General features: G+C 38.2%; 1 protein-coding gene. It reads right to left on the bottom strand.

The window, feature by feature from the left end:
• Positions 1-238: chorismate synthase (locus tag AC23L6_RS13435; protein ID WP_487570234.1), on the bottom strand; the 238-nt coding region annotated here is incomplete at both ends.

Consider the following 238-nt stretch of genomic DNA (forward strand, 5'->3'; position numbering starts at 1 on the left):
AAATTCCACCTTGAATACCACCGGAGAGAATAGTTTTAGAAGTTCCATCTGCATTGTAAACAACATTATGCTCGCAACCTATCATTTTAGCCCCACAAAAACCACTGCCATATTCAAAACCTTTTACTGCATATATATACAGCATAGCCTTTCCTAACTCAGCGTGTAAATTATCAAAAACAGGTTCTCCAAGTCCGAATGGAACATTTTGTATCACACAGGTTACAGAACCTCCAAC

The sequence above is a fragment of the Flavobacterium sp. R1_16 genome (genome assembly GCF_057652095.1).